Origin of the sequence: Luteolibacter arcticus (assembly GCF_025950235.1) — a bacterium.
Lineage (GTDB): Bacteria > Verrucomicrobiota > Verrucomicrobiia > Verrucomicrobiales > Akkermansiaceae > Haloferula > Haloferula arctica.
Genome location: NZ_JAPDDT010000005.1, coordinates 394,602 through 400,601, shown reverse-complemented (window position 1 = coordinate 400,601; position 6,000 = coordinate 394,602). Strand labels below are relative to the sequence as shown.

At 62.3% G+C, this 6,000-nt stretch carries 4 protein-coding genes; 2 read left to right on the top strand and 2 right to left on the bottom strand.

Translation table 11 applies throughout. The features are described 5' to 3' along the window. The first annotated feature begins 233 nt into the window (after positions 1-233). Positions 234-683 carry a type II secretion system protein gene (locus tag OKA05_RS14640; protein WP_264487909.1) on the top strand — a complete coding sequence of 150 codons (450 nt, stop codon included), beginning with the start codon at positions 234-236 and terminating at the stop codon, positions 681-683. 371 nt (positions 684-1,054) lie between these two features. Here the strand turns inward: OKA05_RS14640 and OKA05_RS14635 are convergent, their stop codons facing one another. Continuing rightward, the gene (locus tag OKA05_RS14635) at positions 1,055-2,587 is read right to left on the bottom strand and encodes a DNA recombination protein RmuC (RefSeq protein ID WP_264487908.1); all 1,533 of its coding nucleotides are present in this window, start codon (positions 2,585-2,587) and stop codon (positions 1,055-1,057) included. Positions 2,588-3,459: 872 nt separating this feature from the next. On the opposite strand from OKA05_RS14635, the gene OKA05_RS14630 reads away from it, so the two are divergent. Beyond that, entirely contained in the window at positions 3,460-4,083 is a 624-nt protein-coding gene (locus OKA05_RS14630) for a superoxide dismutase (RefSeq protein ID WP_264487907.1), read from the top strand. A gap of 195 nt (positions 4,084-4,278) precedes the next feature. Here the strand turns inward: OKA05_RS14630 and OKA05_RS14625 are convergent, their stop codons facing one another. After that, the gene (locus OKA05_RS14625) at positions 4,279-5,529 is read right to left on the bottom strand and encodes a hypothetical protein (protein WP_264487906.1); all 1,251 of its coding nucleotides are present in this window, start codon (positions 5,527-5,529) and stop codon (positions 4,279-4,281) included. Positions 5,530-6,000 lie beyond the last annotated feature (471 nt).

Genomic DNA, 6,000 nt, shown 5'->3' with positions numbered 1-6,000 from the left:
AGGGACCACTCCGCACTGTCACCAGTGCGCCTACGCGGAAAGCACGGACAACCGCGGCGGGCTCACCTTGGCATCCGCAGGCGCGGTGGTGACACCGCGGAAGCCACCGGTGAAGCGGACTGCACCCTCGGCTCCGGCATTCTCACGAACGTCTTTCTACGGAAAGACCGTCTTCCGCGATCACGTGATGTTGCGGGGTGCATTCCGTGGTAAGTTTCACACATCCCCCCGCTATGAAATCCGCATCCCCCCAGCGGTCTTCGGCACGGAATGGCATGACGCTACTGGAACTCACCGTAGTGATCGCCGTACTCCTCGCCCTGACCTCCGTCTTGTTCCTCGGTGCCCGCGCCTGGAAAAATGGTGCCGACCGCACCGGCTGCATCATGAACATCCGCAACGTGCAGACCTCCGTCCGCTCGTACCAGAATCTCTATGGGTACAACCCCGGAGGCATGCCCTATGCCGAAGGTGGCACCCAGGACATCGCCGCCCACATGTTCTCCAAGGGCTACATCACCGAGACCCAGTTCTCCGCCATTCAAGGCGACGAATTGTGCATCGGTGGCGGCACCTATGAGTGCGAACGCCCCGATACCTTCCCGCCCGTCGGCCAGCTCTATATCTCCTGCTCGCTATCCGCGACCAAGAAGCACGAGATGACGCCGAATATCGAGTGGTGATGGGTGCGTTAAGCCCGGATATGGATGACGCTGTAAGTTATCCGTAGGCGCGGTGGCTTGGTCCCACCTGGCCGGATCCCGGAGGGATCCCAGCGAGTAGCCGGTGGTCGCAGCCGCGCAGCGGCGAAGACCACCGGACCCAAGGAACGCGCAAGAAATCCCGGAGGGGATTCCAGCCGGGCTGGGAGCACCGCGGCGTCTAACAATCCTCATCAAGTCGGTACGAAAACGAGGATGTCGGGCGCGTCCGTTGTTCATGCCCGGCTTGAACCCCATCCGGGGTTCCCTCCGTCGCGTCTTTTATCCGGGGGTGGCGCTCCGCTTACCCCCGGCTACTGGCTGCTTCCCCTCCGGGGAAGGCGGACACCTCCTCACTCTCCCAGCGCCGATCGCAAATCCGATGCTGCGGAGAGCGCCTTGTCCTTCGGGTCCGGCGCGAGCGCGAAATCGTCGGCCGGGCCTAACAAGTCGGCTGCCGATGGGAGATTCGTTGCCGTGGGGACACTTGCCTCCACGGGCGAATCCGCCACCGAGCCTACCGGCAAGCGCGGCGCGCGCTCGATCGGCACCAGATCCGGTAGCGTGGTATTTTCCGGTGCGGCCTGGAGATCCTCGAACTTCCGCGCCGCGATGAGCACCCGCGTTTCGTAGGAGCCGACCGCCGCATTGTAGTGCCCCACGGCATTCTCCAGCGACTTGCCGAGCTTGCCGAAATGACCTGCCAGCGTGGAAAGCCGCTCGTACATGGTCCGGCCGAGCGCCGAGATCTCGCGGGCATTGTCCGCCAGTGCTTCCTGACGCCAGCCGTAGGAGACCGCGCGCAACAGCGCGATCAAGGTCGTGGGCGTGGCAAGGATGACGCCGTGATCCACCCCGCGCTCGATCAGCCCCGGATCGCTCTGCAGCGCCGCGGAGAAGAACGACTCGCTCGGCAGGAACAGCACCGTGAACTCCGGCGCGTGGGCAAACTGCGCCGCGTAGTTCTTCGACGATAGCTGGGTGATGTGCGTCCGCACCTGCCGCGCGTGGCGGTGCAGCGCTTCCTCCCGCACGCTGTCCTCGGTCGCCTCCAGCGCGTCGAGGTAGGCATCCATCGGCGTCTTGGAGTCCACCACGATGGTCTTGCCGCCGGGCAGGCGGACGATCAGGTCCGGCCGCAAGCGCTTGCCCTCGTCATTCGTGGTGGTCGTCTGCGTTTCGAAGTCGCAGTGCTCCTGCATGCCGGCGAGCTCGACCACGCGGCGGAGCTGGATTTCTCCCCACTGGCCACGGCCGGTCGGCTGGCGCAGCGCCTTCACGAGCTGGGCGGTCTCGCGCTGCAGGCCGAGCTGGCCTTCCGCGAGCGTCTTCACCTGGGTCTTCAGCTCGGCGTAGGCACCCTCGCGGGCCTTCTCGATGTCGCCGATGCGGCTCTCGAATTTCCCCAGCGACTCGGCCACCGGCTTGACCAGGTTCTCGATCGCCATGCGGCGCTTCTCCAGATCGCCCTTGGCTTCCTCGGTGTGGGATTGCAGGGAGGTTTTCGCCAGTTGCAGGAATTGCTCGGAGGACGACTTCAGCGCATCCGCAGAGAGGGCCTTGAAGGTATCGGAAAGCCGCTGCTCCGCGCGATCGAGCAGCGCCTGCTTCTCCGCGGCGGCTTTGGTTTCCTCCTCCAGCCGCGTCCGGGCCTCGGCGAGTTGGGTGCGGAAGATCTGGCCGCTCTGCTCCAGCTCCGTGACCTCGGCGGCGGTGGCCACCAGGCGGGCTTCCAGCTCGGTCGCGCGGCGCTCCTCGCTCTTGATCTGCTCTTCAAACCGCGCCTTGCGGCCGGACAGGGCCAGTACGGTGATCAGCCAGCCGAAGAAGGCCCCGGCGAGGGCGCTGAGGATCCACGGCAGGGCGGCTTCGAGTTCGGGCGGCATGGCAGGGCGGAAGGGAAATCGGGTTGGGTTGAGCGAGGGGAGGCCAGAACGGGGGCTACCGCAATAATCGCGTTCGGGAAATTTGAACTGCGAATCGACGGGAACGGCTGGTGCGGGGAACGAACCGCAGAGACGCGGAGGTCGCAGAGAGAACGCGGAGGTCGGGGATGGGCGGGTGATTGAACCGCCAAGACGCAAAGGTCGCCAAGGAAAGGCAAGGTGGTGGATGAAAGGCGGGGGACTGATGCGGGGAACGAACCGCGGAGGCGCGGAGGCCGCAGAGAAAGCGCGGAGGCCGGGGATGGGTGGGTGATTGAACCGCCAAGACGCCAAGATTTTGAAAACCGCAAATGGACGCCAAGGGACGCGAATGGGATCCCATGCTTTTGCCGCTCGGTATCCGAATACGTTGGGATTGCCGTTCTGGCTTTTTGCTTCGGGATCAAGCCGTTGAAGCCTTGCCCGGGCGAAGAAATCGAACCGCGAAATCGCGCGAAAATACGCGAAATCTGTCAGAATCGGGAATCTTCTCCTGCCTTTAGATTTCGCGCTTTTTCGCGTGATTTCGCGGTTAAACTTGAAACGCCAACCCGCCTGAAAAGTGGGCCCAGTTCCTCCCCAATCAGCGGCCCATCCGCCGTTCCAAGACGGACTCCGGGCAACCTCCTCCCACAATTCGCGTCCATTGGCGTCCATTCGCGGTTTCCCCATCCCCAAGTCCGGCCGTCCCGAGCCAGCAAGGAGCCGACCGGACGCCCGGATTCGCATTGTTCCTTGCGGCGGGCAGATTGCGCGGCATCGTTCCGTCCGTCGCGTGCCGGCCGGGGTAACCGGCCGCGCCGCGCGGACGCAAATCAAACCGACTCACCATCATGGCCCACACTCTTCCGCCCCTCGGATACGCCTTTGACGCGCTCGAACCTCACATCGACGCCAAGACCATGGAGATCCACCACGGCAAGCACCACAATGCCTACGTGACCAATCTCAACGCCGCCATCGCCGGCAAGCCCGACCTCGAGGCCAAGAGCGTCGAAGACCTCATCGCCGACCTCGGCTCCGTGCCCGAGGACATCCGCGGCCCGGTTCGCAACAACGGCGGCGGTCACGTCAATCACTCCTTCTTCTGGAAGGTCATCGCCCCCGGCGGTGCCAAGTCCCCGTCCGGCGACCTCGCCGCCGCCATCGACAAGGCCTTCGGCTCCTTCGATGCGTTCAAGGAAGCCTTCGGCAAGGCCGCCACCACGCGCTTCGGCTCCGGCTGGGCTTGGCTGCTCAAGGGCGCCGATGGCTCCCTCTCGATCGGCTCCACGCCGAACCAGGACACCCCGCTGATGGGCAAGGCCATCGCCGGCGTCGAAGGCACCCCGGTCCTCGGCCTGGATGTCTGGGAGCACGCCTACTACCTCAACTACCAGAACCGCCGCCCCGACTACATCACCGCCTTCTGGAACGTGGTGAACTGGGACGTCGCCAGCGAGAATTTCGCAGGCTGAGTGGAGTGAGCTAGCCGACTCACGACGAGCCGACTCACCATCATTCATTCAAGTAACGACGGCCGCCGGGATTCCGGCGGCTGTTTTAGTTTGTAGTTTGACTGATCGGCTCAGCCGCCCGCCCAAGCAAACCCCGCCCGGATTATTTTCTTTATAAGGGACCAGGCATTTTAGCGGTTTCTGAACTGACCCTTTTTATTCCGTTTCGGCTCTGAAGAATCTCTTGGAGTCGCCCGGGGCCGGAATCCATATGAAGGGGTTGCTCGCCGGTGTCTCGATTTCCCATCCGGCCAAGTCCGGGGAGGATTTGAGTGTTCCGCCCCATCCTATTTCAAAGCTGCCACCCTGGAGAGGCTTCAGGTCAACCCAAGGGCCTTCAATGGGGGTCATGCTAAACGACCCCGTAGCATTCTCGAAGGAAAGCATGATGGGGAAATCCGTGGTGGAATCCCGCGGGACGAAGGGCTGTACATTTCGAAGTTCAAACGAACTCACCTGCTTTCCGGCGTTCGCCGCGAGGTCGAAGGACCTGCCTTCTTGGACTTCCCCGATCTTCACGCCGTCCACATGGACGTGAAAAGGTGCTTCAAATCCAACCGGCGCGGCGACGATCGTTGAGAAATAGGTTCCGGGATCCGCAACGAATGAAAATCCACTCGCGACCCGGGGATCGGCTGAAGTGGCACCCCGTCTGAACCAGGTGATGCTCCGTTTGTTGATAAACCGCGAACTGGGAAGGTTAGCGTTGGTGGGCGTGAAAACGATCTCATCCGGGGGAAGCGGCACCTTTTGTTGCGACCCTAGAGCCGGGATCAGGGTGCTGAACTTGAGGAGATACCTCCACTTCGCAGTGCGGACGTTTACTGATTCAGATACCCCCACCGACTCGTGGACCAAAATCGAGAGGCGGCCGAAATGAAGCCCGGGGCTGAGTTGTTGGGGATCTGGAGATGGAGCGAATCCCTGATTTCCGATCTGGAGCGACAGCTCGGTGGTGCCGACGGGCCCTGGGTTCACCACGCCGAGTTCATCATCAGTGAAAAGAATGTATTGGTCGTCACCCGAGACCAGGATTCGAAACCGTAGTTCTATCATGCCGCTGAAGGGACGGTGGGGACCGTTGCCAAATCCACGAATTTCGCCGTCACAGTAGATGTGGCCCGGATCAGACGGGTAGGAGCCGGTCGCAAGATGGACGGTCTGGCTGGCGGCCATCGACGCGAGTGCGTATGGGGGAGGCGACACTAGGCCCACTTCCGCGTATCCTGCGAGAAATGCTGGCTTGGCCACCCCCCATGTACCGCCGTCGGAGTACCTTCGCAGCTCAACGCCATTCGACGCTTCGGCAAAAACCTCTGAATTCTGCCAAATACTTTGCAGGTAAACTTGGGCGGAACAGTTCGCCTGGAATAGCAGGGGGATGCTTGCGAGAGGGAGGATTCTCATGAGTGTCGTCTAAGTCAGGTGCACTAGATTGTGAAGGAAATAGGGGTGGCCAGCGAGGCATGTCTGCTTGCACATGGATCTTTCGGGTGACAGCGGTGCAAGGTGCGGATGGCCGGCCTATGGTAACGTTGGGCGCGTAATTACAGCATGCATAGCATTTCGAGGCAGCGAACGCCGCGAACGCCGGAGCATTGAAATGCCTGTCCCGAATGGCACTAAATTTGCCCTGCCCGTCGTTGAGAAATCTGTTAGAAAACCCTGCCCGGCCGGGTTCTTGAAGTGTGAGAAACAAGACACCGTACCTGACAGGGTTTTCCACCCGGTTGTTTGGCAGCACCAGGGCTTCCGCGCAAGCCCGCACCCGTGCCGAGTGCCATCGGATCAGCGACCCGTCGATCGCCGACACGGCCCGCATGTTCGCGCCGGTTCTCGGTGCGCGCTTCATGCATGAAGCCGATCCCTCGTCGCGCC